Origin of the sequence: Neolewinella aquimaris (assembly GCF_014197245.1) — a bacterium.
Lineage (GTDB): Bacteria > Bacteroidota > Bacteroidia > Chitinophagales > Saprospiraceae > Neolewinella > Neolewinella aquimaris.
On sequence record NZ_JACIFF010000010.1, the window covers coordinates 41,224 to 55,752 of the forward strand.

At 43.6% G+C, this 14,529-nt stretch carries 16 protein-coding genes; 14 read left to right on the forward strand and 2 right to left on the reverse strand.

Features of this window, described 5'->3' with window-relative positions; translation table 11 throughout:
• Window positions 1-93 precede the first annotated feature (93 nt).
• The 7 genes from GGR28_RS17215 (at window position 94) to GGR28_RS19530 (ending at window position 5,409) form a co-directional block, all read left to right on the forward strand.
• A complete protein-coding gene (locus GGR28_RS17215; RefSeq protein ID WP_183497072.1) occupies window positions 94-1,335 on the forward strand; it encodes a hypothetical protein in 1,242 nt (413 codons plus the stop codon).
• A gap of 239 nt (window positions 1,336-1,574) precedes the next feature.
• Window positions 1,575-2,528, forward strand: a complete 954-nt coding sequence (locus GGR28_RS17220; protein WP_183497073.1) for an MrcB family domain-containing protein — start codon at window positions 1,575-1,577, stop codon at window positions 2,526-2,528.
• 118 nt (window positions 2,529-2,646) lie between these two features.
• Window positions 2,647-3,543 (forward strand): restriction endonuclease, encoded by an 897-nt coding sequence (locus GGR28_RS17225; protein ID WP_183497074.1) that lies wholly within the window; start codon window positions 2,647-2,649, stop codon window positions 3,541-3,543.
• A 17-nt stretch (window positions 3,544-3,560) separates the two neighbouring features.
• The gene (locus GGR28_RS17230) at window positions 3,561-3,884 is read left to right on the forward strand and encodes an HNH endonuclease (protein ID WP_183497075.1); all 324 of its coding nucleotides are present in this window, start codon (window positions 3,561-3,563) and stop codon (window positions 3,882-3,884) included.
• Window positions 3,885-4,249: 365 nt separating this feature from the next.
• The gene (locus tag GGR28_RS17235; protein WP_183497076.1) at window positions 4,250-4,501 is read left to right on the forward strand and encodes a DUF6364 family protein; all 252 of its coding nucleotides are present in this window, start codon (window positions 4,250-4,252) and stop codon (window positions 4,499-4,501) included.
• A 110-nt stretch (window positions 4,502-4,611) separates the two neighbouring features.
• The gene (locus GGR28_RS17240; RefSeq protein WP_183497077.1) at window positions 4,612-5,148 is read left to right on the forward strand and encodes a hypothetical protein; all 537 of its coding nucleotides are present in this window, start codon (window positions 4,612-4,614) and stop codon (window positions 5,146-5,148) included.
• A 144-nt stretch (window positions 5,149-5,292) separates the two neighbouring features.
• Window positions 5,293-5,409, forward strand: coding sequence for a transposase-like zinc-binding domain-containing protein (locus GGR28_RS19530; protein ID WP_454557395.1), 117 nt, complete (start codon window positions 5,293-5,295; stop codon window positions 5,407-5,409).
• A gap of 28 nt (window positions 5,410-5,437) precedes the next feature.
• Here GGR28_RS19530 and GGR28_RS17245 read toward each other — a convergent pair whose 3' ends face one another.
• Complete coding sequence (locus GGR28_RS17245) at window positions 5,438-6,667, reverse strand: adenylate/guanylate cyclase domain-containing protein (protein WP_183497078.1); 1,230 nt, start codon at window positions 6,665-6,667, stop codon at window positions 5,438-5,440.
• Between the two features lie 529 nt (window positions 6,668-7,196).
• Between GGR28_RS17245 and GGR28_RS17250 the strand changes: the two genes are divergently transcribed.
• From GGR28_RS17250 to GGR28_RS17260, 3 genes are all read left to right on the forward strand, one after another.
• Window positions 7,197-8,333 (forward strand): ATP-binding protein, encoded by a 1,137-nt coding sequence (locus GGR28_RS17250; RefSeq protein WP_183497079.1) that lies wholly within the window; start codon window positions 7,197-7,199, stop codon window positions 8,331-8,333.
• Between the two features lie 405 nt (window positions 8,334-8,738).
• Window positions 8,739-9,059 carry a nucleotidyltransferase family protein gene (locus tag GGR28_RS17255; RefSeq protein WP_183497080.1) on the forward strand — a complete coding sequence of 107 codons (321 nt, stop codon included), beginning with the start codon at window positions 8,739-8,741 and terminating at the stop codon, window positions 9,057-9,059.
• Window positions 9,031-9,345 carry a HepT-like ribonuclease domain-containing protein gene (locus tag GGR28_RS17260; RefSeq protein WP_183497081.1) on the forward strand — a complete coding sequence of 105 codons (315 nt, stop codon included), beginning with the start codon at window positions 9,031-9,033 and terminating at the stop codon, window positions 9,343-9,345. Before GGR28_RS17255 ends, GGR28_RS17260 begins: the two co-directional genes overlap by 29 nt.
• Window positions 9,346-9,468: 123 nt before the next feature.
• On the opposite strand, the gene GGR28_RS17265 is transcribed toward GGR28_RS17260, so the two are convergent.
• A complete protein-coding gene (locus GGR28_RS17265; protein ID WP_183497082.1) occupies window positions 9,469-10,227 on the reverse strand; it encodes a CPBP family intramembrane glutamic endopeptidase in 759 nt (252 codons plus the stop codon).
• Window positions 10,228-10,680: 453 nt separating this feature from the next.
• Between GGR28_RS17265 and GGR28_RS17270 the strand changes: the two genes are divergently transcribed.
• The 4 genes from GGR28_RS17270 (at window position 10,681) to GGR28_RS17285 (ending at window position 14,274) form a co-directional block, all read left to right on the forward strand.
• Window positions 10,681-11,562: an NmrA/HSCARG family protein gene (locus GGR28_RS17270; protein WP_183497083.1), complete on the forward strand. Its 882-nt coding sequence runs from the start codon at window positions 10,681-10,683 to the stop codon at window positions 11,560-11,562.
• Window positions 11,563-11,923: 361 nt separating this feature from the next.
• Window positions 11,924-12,457 carry a hypothetical protein gene (locus tag GGR28_RS17275; RefSeq protein ID WP_183497084.1) on the forward strand — a complete coding sequence of 178 codons (534 nt, stop codon included), beginning with the start codon at window positions 11,924-11,926 and terminating at the stop codon, window positions 12,455-12,457.
• Between the two features lie 121 nt (window positions 12,458-12,578).
• Window positions 12,579-13,499 (forward strand): hypothetical protein, encoded by a 921-nt coding sequence (locus tag GGR28_RS17280; RefSeq protein WP_183497085.1) that lies wholly within the window; start codon window positions 12,579-12,581, stop codon window positions 13,497-13,499.
• A gap of 598 nt (window positions 13,500-14,097) precedes the next feature.
• Window positions 14,098-14,274: a DUF1059 domain-containing protein gene (locus GGR28_RS17285; protein ID WP_183497086.1), complete on the forward strand. Its 177-nt coding sequence runs from the start codon at window positions 14,098-14,100 to the stop codon at window positions 14,272-14,274.
• The last annotated feature ends 255 nt before the right edge of the window (window positions 14,275-14,529 follow it).

Sequence of the window (14,529 nt, forward strand, 5' to 3'; positions counted from 1 at the left end):
TTAGAATCAGAAGGCACCATTCGCCTGGAGACACACAATTTCAATAATAGTCATATCTGGTAACCTTCTTCACTATTCAAATTTTAATTATATATGATGAGTTACCACAGTCAATTCCTAGTATCTGTTGATAGTACTGTTGATTTAGAACTAAAGAAGAGAATATTGTGCGATATGCTAAACATGCACCCTAAGTTCTTTGTGACTAAAGATTACTCTGCACTCTACTATGGAAAAAAGGTGAGGTCAACTTTAGTAATCATAGATTACGTTGAGGTAAGCAAAACACTTTCATTGATTAGTTTTCGCGGAAAAGGTATAGATAGAAATGAGTACAAAAATTTCTCAAATGATGTAGTGGGTTGCCTTCAAAAGCTTACGGCGAAGGCAAAAATTATAAAAGTTGGCGATGATTTATCTAAGAGTTATAGCGTCGAGTGTTACCAGCATGTATATGATGTTGAAAACTTCCTTAGAAAATTCATTCATATTTTCATGTTAGAAAAAGCTGGCTATAATTGGATGGATAACTTTTTGCCTCAAAGTGTAAATGGTGAATACAAGAACCATGAAGAATTCTTGCACTTAGCATTTTTCAACGACCTTATAGAGATTTTATTCACCACTTTTAGGGATGTATCTGTTAGGACGAATGAAGATGTAAAAAAATTTATTAAACAATTGACTAAGAATAAATTGATGTCAATTCCAGCAAGCGAGCTTGATATTTTTTTAGAACTTTCGAATCTAGAACGATTTGCGAATATCAATTCTTCAAGCCAATTAAAAGTTCGAAAAGAATTAGAAAATTTCAAGCAGTATAGAAATGATATAGCTCACAACGTGTATGTTAGTTTTGAGACATATAAGAGAATTGTTAGTGCTAAAGACCGGATTGTCAAATACTTTATGGAGCTAAGTGCTCAAATGAATATTAAAGGTTTTCATGATTATCGATCCACTTCAATGATAACTTCGAGCGACATTAATGAGACGCTTAAACACGAGATAGTCGACATTCTCCTAGATCACTTACCTGGTTGTAAAGTGATAGAGAATGATATATTAGATTATTTCGGAACTGATGGTATTTGCAGGTATGGAATCAAGACAGAAATGAATTTAAATGTTGAATGTATGAAAAAACTGATTCGCGATAGCGAACTTTTCCTAGCAAAGTATCAAGATTGTGATGAAATACTTTTATTCGTTTTAGGGCAATCAATTAGTGAATCTAGGACGGTTTGGGAAAGGTATTTTATAAGAGAGGCAAGGCTTAAGGTAAAATTTTCAATCGTGCTTACAGATTATTACGAAACCATTGAAATATATTAAAATCGCCCAACACTGCGCCATCCTCAAGCCGGCGGTGATGCTTTTGGGTGTCGATGAAGCCTTTAAAAGGTGACCTGAAGTTTGTCGAGATCCGGATGCTTGTTGTTGAAGCCGGCCTACGGTGGCGCCCCCGTTCGATGAAATAACGCTAATAATAACAAAAGCAAATGGCAGATTACAATGCGTAGATTCATGCCATGTGCTAGATTGCCCACCATTTTTAAAATAAACGATGCTATATGGCTACGCTCCCATTCTTTGAAGAAATTTTATACAACTATGAGTCGTCCGCTAATCAAAGGTTTTCGGGCCATTGGCTGGCTAAGAAATTTAGATCAGTTTACCCCGAAGTATTGCATGAGCTAATTGATTTTAATGACAGGTATGTTGTCAAAGGCTCATCAGGAAAAGGGAATTGGACTCACTGCCCTTGGATAGCAATATTAGACCGAATTATTACCGAAACGCCCCAAAAGGGGTACTATCCCGTTTTCTTATTCCGTAGAGACATGTCTGGCTTTTACCTCTCCTTAAATCAGGGTATGACAAACGTCATGGCATACCATAACCTTACGGCTAGTGATGAACTCAGATGGCGAGCCGAGGATTTTAGAAAACAGTTGGGCGAATTACCAGAAAAATTTGGCATAACAGATATAGAATTATATGGAGAAACTTCAACTGTAAAAAATTATGAGCATGGCAATATATGTGCCAAATACTATGATGCAAATAGAAAGGTATCGCTAAATGAAATCAAAGTGGACCTGTTTGAAATGTTAGAAATGTACGAATACCTAGTATACAGTGATACAACATCTACAGATCAAGATGAGGAAAAAAATTATACGGAGGACGCTGGCAATCTAAGGTTGCACTTCAGAATTGAGCGAAATCAAAAGTTAGTTCAGGAGGTCAAAAAAGTTAAAGGATATACGTGTGAAGCCTGTCATTTTAATTTTGAGGAAAAATATGGACAACTAGGCAAGGATTTTATTGAGGCCCATCACCTAATTCCAATTAGTGATCTTGAGGGTGAGAAAATCTTACTAGATCCCAATTTTGATTTCTCTGTGCTTTGCTCAAATTGTCACCGAATGATACACCGAACTCAAAATCCAAGCGTGATTAGCGCTCTAAGTGACATTATCAGTTGTGCGGCAAACATTACGCCATCGTCAAACCGGCGGTGAGACTGGTGGGTGTCGGTAAAGACTCAAAAAGGGATTTTGGATTGGTCAAAAATGCAGAGATTGGCTTGTGCAGCCGTCCTGCGGTGGCGACCCCGAGTTTTTCATTAGAAAAAACAATATGCAATTACCCAAATACCATGAAACATTCATCCCTATACTGGAAACCCTTAGTAGGGTAGAGTCTCTGAAAAGTAGAGAGCTAGCTTTGCAAATCCGTGATAATTATTATTCAGATTTATCCCAAGAGTTGCTCAATCAAAAGACAAGCTCGGGTGCTAATGTTTTGCTGGATAGAATTCTCTGGGGCAAATCATACTTGAAAATGGCCAAATTTGTTACCTACCCTCAACGGGGGATGGTGCAAATTACGGAGAAAGGAAAGGTAGTTCTGATTAAAGGTAAATTATCATTAGAGGAACTCCAAAACGACCTAGATTTCATCAAGCATAGAGAATCTGTAAAAAGCAAAAAGGAGGATGAACTCGTACTTGAGAAAGTAAATGTTGAGAACGCGTCACCCCAAGATTTAATTGATTCTGGATTTTCAGATATTGAAACGGAAGTTAAAACTGAGCTCTTAGAAAAGCTGAAAGAAATTGATCCTTATTACTTTGAAAAAGTAATTCTTATCCTTCTGAAAAGAATGGGATATGGCGATTTTATTGAAACCTCAAAGTCAGGTGATGGTGGAATTGATGGCATAATAAATGAAGACAAACTAGGGCTTGAAAAAATTTATACTCAGGCAAAGCGGTACAATGAAAATAAGGTTCGAGAAAAGGATATCAGAAATTTCATTGGAGCGATGAGTGGAGATACGAGCAAAGGTGTCTTTATTACCACGTCAACTTTTGACGATTATGCCGTCAAAAAAGCACGAGAAGCTCACCATACAATCATTTTAATTGACGGAGCCAAACTGGTAGATCTTATGCATCAATATAATGTAGGGGTGCAAATTAAAACGGTGTACGAAGTAAAGGAACTCGATAATGATTTCTTCGAGGGGGAGTAAGTTAGCAATTAAGTAATATGGCAAATCGATGGGGCATTTCAATAGAAGTCGAAAATAGGGTAATAGAAAGAGATGTAAATTGTGTTTATTGTGGTGTATCCTTTACTCAGGACGAAATATCTAGAAAAATGCAACCATCATGGGAGCACATTTTGAATGATATTAGACTAAATGGAATAGATAATATAGCTTTATGCTGTATATCATGTAATGCTAGTAAAGGAGCAAAACGCTTGGAAGATTGGCTAAAAAGTGACTACTGCAGGAAAAGAGGGATTACGGAGGATTCTGTTGCTGGTGTGGTAAAAAGGGCAATCATGAATCCACCTTATGAGAGGTAGATTGGAGGGTTTCAAAAATTTTGTAATGCAGCTTTTCTAAACTTGGTATATACGGGAGTATTGCATAAAGGTGCTATAAAAAGCAGCAATGTTTTATACCACACTTTTTGCAACGGTCTCGTCTCCGCCGGCGTCGAGGCTGATGGGTGTCGAGGGCGCTTGATCGGCCGAAAAGGAAAGCCCTTGATCCGTTTGGCTGGTGGTAGTCGGCCTACCGTGGCGCCCCCATTGTTGGCCGACCGCCCGATAGTAAAGGCATTCCAAAAAAAACCGCAGAACCGTAGGTGAGCAAGCGCGGCAGCATCCAATAACGTGTGAACTGCACAACTAAAGAAGTTGTAGTTCTCTACGTAAACTAACCGATCATGGATAAGAAGCTAACGCTAAGTCTAGAGGGCTCCATGATAGAGCGTGCCAAAGCATACGCGCGAGACAGAGACATCAGTCTGTCAAAAATGATCGAGCGGTACCTCAGTTTGGTGACTACCCCAGCGGGGAAAAAGCAAAAGGATGGGTTGACACCGCTAGTCAATGAACTTAGCGGAATACTTGATTTGCCCGAAGACTATAATCACAAGGAGCAATACGGGGACTACCTGTCGAAGAAGTATCGATGACCCAGCTCTTCGTAGATACGAATGTGGTGCTTGACCGTTGACCTGATCACTCCGCATTACTGACGCCCCGGTTGCGTGACTGCCCCAGTCGTTGTGGCTAAGCTGAAATAATGAAAATCCTAAAAATAATATCGATATCAGTAGGGCTCTTAGTCCTCCTTGTCATTGGGCTCTTTTGGGGTTCTAATTCGTATTATGAAGGGCAGGACAGTAAGCTTTATAACATTGACTTTTCAGAAGACGAAGACTATCAAAAGCCGACTGAGTATCTCAGTAATAAAGAGATTGACTCGCTCAAAACCATAAAAGTTGAATCAGCCAAAATTGAAATTATCGGAACTGGATATAGTGGGTATGATTTTTATATGTGGCATAAGCCGACGGAGAAAGGAGAAATTTACATTAAGGCTTTCGAAGTTACGGAAAACCGGAGGCTTTCGGAATGGAAACTGACAAATAGAACTAGGAACATAGTAACAGGACCATCTGAGGACTTTAAATTATTCACGGGTAACACGGTTGTCGACGAAGGAACCTTTGAGAAATATTATCCAGCAAGATTTGAACTTTGGTTCAAGTCGTCAGATGATGAAACAGAAAAGAAGTTGACGGAAAAGTCCTATTTTATAGATGGATGGGACAGATAACCAATAAATGTTAGCCACAACATAGTTTTAGGGTCAACGGGAGTATTGCAAAAACAAAAGGGAGTGCACCATTAAGGATGGGGTAAGCTGAAAAAGACAGCCGAGCCGAGTCACTATCTTGATAGGTGACGAAACACTAAAAGAATGCTCATCTGCCCGGACTGCCAGGGTGGGAAGATAGTCAAGAACGGACGAACCCTCTACGGCAGACAGAACCACAAATGCACGGCCATTGGCTACTTCTTCTGGCATCGAAACTAGGCAACCATTCTTACATCTGATACACTCCCTATTTTACAAAGTACATTTCCATTTCTCCTTTTCCCTTGGCATGAATTTTTCCTCTGTATTCGCAATCAATGTCATTTTTGACAAGTTGATACGTCAGTCCAGAAATATTTATTTCGCCAGGTTCTCCTGATGACTCCATCCTACTTGCCGTATTGATTGTATCGCCAAAGAGGTCATACCTGAATTTCTTCTTTCCTACTACTCCAGCCACAATAGGTCCGGAATGTATCCCAACTCGCATCCTCCACTTTATTTCATGGTTCGAATTTCTTTCCTCAAGGTAGTGAATCATCTCTTGTGCAGCGGTAATGCAATTAATAGCATTTTCTTCAGTTATTCCTTCCCCAAGGCCACATGCAGCCAGATATGCATCACCAATTGTTTCAATTTTTTCAACCCCTGCCGCTTCAACGATTTCATCGAAGCGTCCAAAAATGTCATTAAGCTCATTGACCAGAGTAATCTCCGAAATGGATGCTACTAACTCCGTAAAGTCTTTGAAGTCAGTGAATAGAATAGTTACATTCTCGTGCCTTTGGGGAATGGTTCTGCCGGTTTCTTTTAAATCCTTCGCTACATTTACTGGAAGAATATTATGTAGAAGGTCGTCCGTTTTTTTCTGTTCAACCATTAAGGACTCCTCCGATCTATCAATTAGTACAGACATACTCCAAATAAGTGCGAGGCAAATGAATCCAGTTATACTGATATTGACTACTTGTGATAAATAGGGATCTACTTCGTCATAATGAGCATTAATATTTGATTGAAGTAATACAGTAACAATCAACGTTAAACAAGCCAGTACACTAAAACCATGGGCCAATTTCCTTGCCTTTCGGGGGAAAGTCATGTAGGGCAGGATGATGATTAAGAAACAAATGAACGCAACACCAGATGAATATCCCAACAAAAAAAGAAATAAGAGAACCGATATATATGATGTAATAGTAAGCCATACGGTAGCCAGAATCCGCCAACCATTATTGTTGAAGATTAACACAATTAGAAACATCAATCCCAATAATGCATTGCTTCCGTAAATTATCGGAGCCTCAGTGAGGTTAAATGAAATAAGCATCCAAATTGCATTAAATATTGCACCTAAAATCGATGCTATATTCGTTACTCGGAGATACCTGATTTCAGTAATAGAAAGGTTTTCATTAGTGCCCATATCAACCATTCTGTAAAAGAATTGAGCCTCATTTTTATCATCAATTGACATTTTAATTCTCCTTTTTTTAGATTATTGATTGCATATCAATTGGGGCTATACTTCACGCGGTCACTAGGAGTGAAAAGCTGGCGCAGCAATTTTTTTAGCTGGCGAGGCGCGAAACGCAGGCGACACCGTAGTGTCGGCGAGGCTTCGCAACGTGGCAAGGCGGTAAAAGGGCAAGTCAGAATTCACTTTCTGTGGCCGCGCGAAGTATAAGATGTTTGACTGCGTCAACTTGGGCTAATGTGCAATGCGTATAGTTGATTAAGTTAGGGTAAAATGGAAACTCAGCAAATGATTAGTGCAGCGAAAATGTCCCGAAAGCTCCCGCCCTTTGGTTGGTCGGTTTCGGTCCATGCCACGCCGCCGCCCCCTCGCCCATATGGTTGTGCTTGTCCAGTTCTACTATTGAATGCCCCGGTTCCCTTAACGCCCCTGCTCTGTGCAACAGGAAAACGGATACTAGGATGAAGGATTTAACGTAAATTCGTTCAACTACGTGAACGAAATAACGTAAATTTGGTCCAAAAGAATAATGGACCTCATCCCCCGCTTGATCGAAGATCAGATTAAAGCATACTTGAAACCAAACAAAGTGGTTGTGATTCTAGGACCCCGTCGAGTGGGTAAGACGGTGCTCATCCGAACATTGTTATCGCAGACCACTGAAGACTATGTTTTATTGAATGGGGAAGACATCGCTACTCGGGAGTTGTTTCAACGCAGAAGTGTAAAGGCCCTATCAAGAATTATCGGGGATAAGCGCTTTCTAATCATCGACGAGGCCCAGAAGATTCCGGATATCGGAAATGCTCTCAAGTTGATGGTTGACGAGATTCCCGGATTGAAAGTTATGATTACGGGGTCATCAGCGTTCGATGTCGAGAATTACACGGGAGAGCCACTGACCGGAAGAAAGACCACCTTCAAGTTGTTTGGTATATCGGAAGGTGAGCTATTAAATCAAGAGTCAATTCTCGAAAAGAAAGATAACCTCCACACCAGGCTGGTCTACGGAAACTATCCGGAGCTGCTACAAATTCAGAATGAGGAAGACAAGATTAGGTATTTAAAGGAATTGCTGAATTCCTATTTACTCAAAGACATACTGACGTTTGAAACAATACGGAACTCAAATAAAATTATTGATTTACTTCGATTGATTGGATTTCAGGTCGGTAGTGAAGTAAGCATACCGGAATTGTCAAATTCTCTGCAAGTAAGCCGAAATACGGTCGACAAGTACTTAGATCTACTGACTAAGGTTTTCATCATTTATAAGGTCAGCGGATTCAGCAGAAACCTAAGAAAAGAAGTCACTAAGAGCAGTCGCTATTACTTTTTAGACAATGGAGTTAGGAACGTTCTGATCGGCAACCTGAATTCTGTAAATCTCAGGAATGATCTCGGAATATTATGGGAGAATTACATGGTGAGTGAACGGGTTAAGCATCAGAATTATACAAATATGCTAGTATACAATTATTTCTGGCGCACTTACGATCAGCAGGAGATTGATTGGATAGAGGATCGAGGGGGAAAGTTGCATGCCTATGAGTTTAAGTGGAACACCAGAAAGAAAGTAAGGATTCCTGGGGGATGGGAGAAAAACTATCCAGATTCAGCGTTTGAGGTAATCACCCCAGGAAATTATTTGGACTGGTTAACATAGGGCAAGAAAATGTGCACAACACCGCGCATAGCGTCAACCGGGGCTGGTGAATTTAGGGTTGGTGAAAGCCATTGATGTCCGGGGTGTGGTCGTTTTGAAAAGGTGCTATGTTAAATGGCAATGTTTTCTGCCACACTTTTTTCAACGGTCTCCAGTTGCCGGCAACGTAAGTTCAACCCGTTCCCATAACCCACCCCCAATCTCCAAGAGCAAAAAGCCCTATCTTCATCTATACTTCACGCGGTCACTAGGAGTGAAAAGCTGACGCAGCAATTTTTTTGGCTGGCGAGGCGCGAAACGCAGGCGACACCGTAGTGTCGGCGAGGCTTCGCAACGTGGCAAGGCGGTAAAAGGGCAAGTCAGAATTCACTTTCTGTGGCCGCGCGAAGTATAAACTGCACCACCATGCAACTGCTGCAAACTCACATAAACCAACTGACTCAAGCGTGCAGGGCACACCAAGTGGAGGAACTATACGCGTTCGGCTCCATACTTACGGATAAGTTTACGGATGAGAGTGATGTAGACTTAATCGTCTCTATCGAGGCTAATGATCCCATGGATTATGCGGAACATTATTTCGAGCTTAAATTTGAAATTGAACGGATTTTGGATCGTGGAATTGATCTATTAGAGGCGAAAGCCGTGAAGAATCCGCTATTCGAAAAGGTAGTCAACCAAGAAAAAAGGGTGGTCTATGCAAAAGAGAATAAACGTGTGGCTTGATGACATTGGCAAAGCCATTGCGGAGGTGAATGAATTTGTGCCGGTCGGTTTATCCTTTACCGAATTTCAGAAAGACATAAAAACCAAGCGGGCAGTAGAACGGAATATTGAGATAATCGGGGAGGCAATGAGTCGTATCCTTAGGTTAAATCCCAACGTAAAAATTAGCAATAGCAGGCAAATTGTCGATACCAGAAACCGTATAATTCACGGCTATGATGCTGTATCAGATGAAATCAGTTGGACGATTGTGCAAAAATATTTGCCGATACAAAGAGGGAAATAGAAAGTATAAAAAATAAAACTGATTAAGACGCCGCGCGGACTTAGTAGCAGGGGATGGCCATACTTTTTTAGGGACAACTACGTAAGGTTGCTCGGACGCATACCGTACAGCAGAAAACGGAGCCTACAGCACGTGAAAGAAGATGAAATAGGCCATCGCGAGGTTGAAGCCGGCGTGGCAGGCAACGGCGCCGAATATGCTGCCGGCCTTCCGTCGCACGGCGAAGAACAACAGGCAGGTAAGGAAGAGCAACCCCATCCAGACGGCGGCGGGCAGCCACGCGAACCGCCACTGCCCGGCGGTGTAGAGAAGGCCGAAGTGCGCCAGGTGGGTGACGGAGAACGCCAGGCTGTCGACCAGGGCGGCCGACGTATCGGTCCACTGGCTGGCGATGCACTCGTGCACCACCCCCCGGTAGAAGAATTCCTCTCCAATCGGACTGAACGTCATACCCACTACCGCGTAGATCAGGAAATAGACGAGCCGATCGGGCGCCGCGAGTTCGGAGGGGACGTTCGCGTAGGATTCCGAAATGTATACAAACCAGTTTTCCACCGAGTCGCCGTATAGCAGGGTCGCCACCAGGTACGCCAGAAAACACATCCCGCCCCCGAGGACGAAGCCGGATAGCAGCCATGCGGGGCGGGCGGGCCACTTCATCTCCATCCTGTCCCGCCCCGACCGAGTAAGGAACACCCAGGGCGTACACCACATGGCGACGAAAAACAGGGAGACCAGTCCGTACTGCCCCGTCACGTTGGCGGACAAGACGAGGCCGAACCGGGGGATTCCAAATGCGAAGATCAAAACGATACCGAAAGCCCAGGCCGATCCGAACAGACTGCTCCACGGCGGCCTGATGATGGAAAGGTCGTGGTTCATGGCGGCAGTGATGGGTAATACAAGTTACAAGCTGAAAAATGAACCTCCGCTACCCTAGCTGCCGTGGCGAAACGCCACTATCCACTGCTGAATGCGCGCCCAATAACCACATGGACATTATTACCCTCAAAGGAACTCCCCAGGGCCACCCAGTGGTCTTCGCCCTGACTGAGGGCGATGCCGTAGGGAGCCAGGGCAGGAGCACTACCGGAGCGAGAACGGGCCGGAGTTGATCAGTCACCAACTGCAGCACGGGGCGGGTGTCCACGGCATCGAACTCAAACACAGCCAACCCGATAAACCAAGCCAGATGGTCCCCCACTCATGGCCAATACACAGCCATTTTTTCGCCAATCAATGGTTGAAAAGCCGTAAATTAAGGGGAAGCTTATAGGTGACTGCCGTTCATCTTGTTTGTTTTTGTTATGCCGTGAACCATAAATCAAAATAAACGTGGACAAGAAAACAATCGCAGTGGTCGGTGCGACCGGCCAACAGGGAAAGGGCGTAGTAGACGCTCTGGTTAAGGATGGCACCTTTCGAGTAAGGGCCATTACCCGACACCCGGATGAATATGAGGGCCAAGCCGATGAAGTCGTACACGGGGATTTAACTGACCGGGAGTCGTTAACCAGCGCCTTTAGGGATGCGCACGGTGTTTTCGTGGTCACCAACTTCTGGGAAGGGGCGGACGAACCGGCTGAGGGCAAGACAGCCGTTCGGGCGGCCAAGGAGGCGGGAGTGAGCCATTTTGTTTGGTCTACGCTACCCAACGTTGAAGAAATAAGCTCCGGGAAATTTGAGGTCCCGCACTTCACCGGCAAGGCCGAGGTAGACGAGCACGTCAAGGCTGCCGGGTTCGAATACTACACTTTCGTGGAGGCGCCCTTCTACTATCAGAACCTGACCGGGATGATGAGCCCACAACCACAACCGGATGGCTCTACCGGGTGGACGCTACCCATCGACCCAACCAAGCGAGTCATCCACATGGGAGATGTCAGCGATCTGGGCAAAGTGGTCGCGGGTGCGTTCCTTAACCCCGAAAAAGTGGGTAAGGGCAGCTACTTATCGCTGGCTGCGGAGCGCAACAGCTTCAACGATGTGCTGGATGCCTTTCGGGCCAACGGGAAGGACTATACCTTCAATAAGGTGCCGGGAGAAGAATTCGCATCCTACTTTGAAGGGGCGAGAGAATTTGAGCAAATGTTAGCCTATTTCGAGGCGCATACCTATATGGGGCCGAATTCGGATAGTCGTATCCAATCAGCAAAGGAGGTGGCCACTGGAGAATTTACGTCCCTGGATGCCTGGATTAAACAGAACGTACGTTAGAATAAAGGGGTAAAAGCTGCAGTTTTAGCCGGTGTGGCCATGCAGGTTGACCTCTATTTAAATTCATTAAATACAATATTTCTGAGTCGTAGCTGATATCCGTTATTGCTCGTGTACTAAGCGTTGATCCAATAGTTTTGACACTTAACTCCGACTATGTGTACCCAAAAGCGTGTTTTTGTCCCATAGTTCAACTGTACCGGACAATTTGCACCGTGACCGTTGCATCAAGTACGTTAAGTATCCGTCCTTCAACGATCTCAAATGCGTACCCCAGACGAGATAAATAAAAACCCCTTCACTCATCAACTTAAGACTAATCACATTCTCCGAAGGACTCGCCATCGTAACATCTGTAACCATGATAGCCTGGATGACAACGAGCCTGTTCGGCGGAATGCTTTTCTACCTTTTTCTATCTGGCTTCGCTCTACTACCGATCGCTATCGGATACATTATTTCATTACTAGATTTTTGCGTGACCCTGTGCAAACGAAAAACGAAAACGAGCAAAATAAAAAAATACAGCCATCTGGCAGTCGGCTTTGCCATGGTAGCGCTGTATGCACTAAATTCGGAAACCTTCAAGTCTAAGGCCGTTCTCTCCGCGACCCTCAAAGATGACCTGTTCCATTATCAACTGATATTTCGGGAGAATGGTAGGGTCGAGAACCACATCAATGGATTTGCCGGATTTAGCCAAACACACCACGGGAAGTATAGCTTCAGGGGGGACACCATCATTTTTTCACAAGTTCCATATGACAATGACTTCATTCCGGACACCATGTATCTAAATAAGGCGGAGAATGCCATATTCCTCGACAGAAACGAAGACGGATCGTTCAGTTCGGAGAAGATGTGGCTGAATCACTTTGAAGTCAATAAAAAGTAAGCTGTAGATTACGTCGTGTGAGTATCAAGTATTGTTCAGACCCGTAACCAGGAACGACTTTATATCGGCCTACCGCCCATGCCACCAACTCTAATCCACCTAACGAACCCTAACCCACTTAATGACCAGCCTCAAGAACACCTTTACTCTCCTTATACTCCTATCCGTAATTGGAGCTACTGCCTGTCAGGATGAACGATCTGGCGTGGGCAACTTAACGAACGAGGAGTACGGATATACATCGTTGCACATTGATGAAAACTTAAAGGGCCCGGTTAAAACGATTGTCTACAAATCATATCAGACGGATCAAGACTACACCATTCAGCAGCCGGGGCACAAATATTCTTGGCACAAGGATTATACCAGGACATTTGCCTACGATGGTCAACTCGTAGAAGATGACATCGTATTGAGCGATAATGGTGTACGAAGTAAGCATTTGTTTAAATTTGACGAGTATGGCGAACCCTTGTTAGACAGTAGTGCCACTAAATACATAGTGTACAAATACAATGCGGATAATCAACTGGTATTCGAAGGCAATCCCTACTCACACGAAATTTACAACTACGAGGATGACTACTTGATCTCCAGACTAGAAATAGAAGACGGAGATACCATATATGTCGGAAGGTACTATACTGTAGAGGATACGGTGTACCAGGTGGTTCAGGCAGGACATGATACCTTAGGCGTCGAAGTGTCCGTACGTAACGACTACGGACTGCCACTGTATCTTGGTGAATTCGACTTTAATGATTCGGGTGAGGTTACGGTTACTGAATACAACGATGAATCCATCATCAAGGTCAAAGAGACCTGGCAATCTCTGGAACAAGGCGTAGTTACCGGCATGATTGTTACGCTGTTCGAGCAGGGAAACGAGACGCAGACCATTGAATATAACGCAGACGGAAGTATTCAATTCAAAGAAAGTATTAAATACACCTACGACGACTATGGAAACTGGGTAGAACAGTACATAAACTATAATGATAAAAGATTCTATAAGGTCGTCAGAGCGATAGAATACTACTAAGTGCGGGCGAAATATGACGCCCCCCACAACTGGTCGACTGAAGTCGACGCTACTCCAATCAACTTTGAAGCCAAAGGCTTTTTTCTACAAATGAGTAGACGCACGGTAGACTGGAAGGAATACCTCGAATCAAATCCTAAAAGCTTACTGGGTAATCCAATCATCAAGGGGTCACAATTATCGGTAGAATTTATTGTGGAACGGTTGGCGGACGATGGTCTGAAAGTGATATAATTGAACGTTATCCCAGTATATCGGAAGAAACGTTAAGGACCGTTGCTACACTTTCTATAACGGTCTCCTCCGCTTCCCGATAATACTATTCCCTGACGTGGTAGCGGAATTAGCGACGAACATGGGGATTTTGGTCCAAAACTTAATCAGGATCCGGAAAGCATGGTGCTGATAGTTCCAAGTGTAAGTTTTAACTCTTATATTGCAGTAGTGTCATTTATCTGAGCACACTGGTAACATGCAGATGAACAATAACGGCTTAGTTCAGCAGGACACAAACTCGGCTTTTTATTGGTTCTTGAACCACCAATAGGGCTGTTCTGCCCCGCTGACCCCCTGATTCACCACCCTCAATACATCAATAATGGAAAAAGTAATTCGTTGTCGAGATGTAGGATTTGACTGCGACGGAGTAATCAAAGCCAGAACAGAATCCGAAGCCCTGCGACAAGCCGCTGCCCATGCAAAGGAAGTGCATGGGCTGGAAGAGATCACCCCCGAAGTGGTAGAGAAGATAAAAGCGGTAATGACGGAAGAGTGAGGCGGAGTCTCCTCATGAATGTCCAATAGTTATATCCCAAGGCTGGTTACAGAGATGTAGCCCCTTTCGGCCTGAAGTTGAAATAGCTTTTGTTCCAAGGAGGTGATAAAGGATGTACGTTAAAGCGTAGGCGTCTAGCGTCCCTGCCTCAATTCTATATAATACCAATCTCGTTTTCAATCAGGAGTTCCGCAACTTCAATTGTCTCCCGAGCTTTCTCCAATCTGTACCTGGTATAGGCTTCTCTATCGGAGC